The sequence below is a fragment of the Paraburkholderia sp. J67 genome (genome assembly GCF_905220265.1).
In the GTDB taxonomy this organism is placed as follows: domain Bacteria; phylum Pseudomonadota; class Gammaproteobacteria; order Burkholderiales; family Burkholderiaceae; genus Paraburkholderia.
In genome coordinates this window covers 1-209 of record NZ_CAJMZK010000155.1, presented here as the reverse complement: position 1 = coordinate 209, position 209 = coordinate 1, and the positions used below count along the sequence as shown (strand labels likewise).

Below are 209 nucleotides of genomic sequence, written 5' to 3'. Positions count from 1 at the left end.
GCCAACGTCGATCTGCGCGTGAAGAACGGCGAACGCATCGTGGGCCGCAAGATCGGCCTCACGTCGCTCGCGGTGCAGAAGCAACTGGGCGTCGACCAGCCTGACTTCGGCGCGCTGTTCGCCTCGATGGCCTATGGCGACAACGAACCGATTCCGCTTTCGCAACTGATCCAGCCGAAGGTGGAAGCCGAAATCGCGCTCGTGCTCGA

The 209-nt window shown here is 63.2% G+C and carries 1 pseudogene; it reads left to right on the top strand.

Going from position 1 to position 209, the window contains the following annotated elements:
- Nucleotides 1-209 (top strand): annotated as a pseudogene (locus U5782_RS41575) (2-keto-4-pentenoate hydratase); the annotation flags it as partial.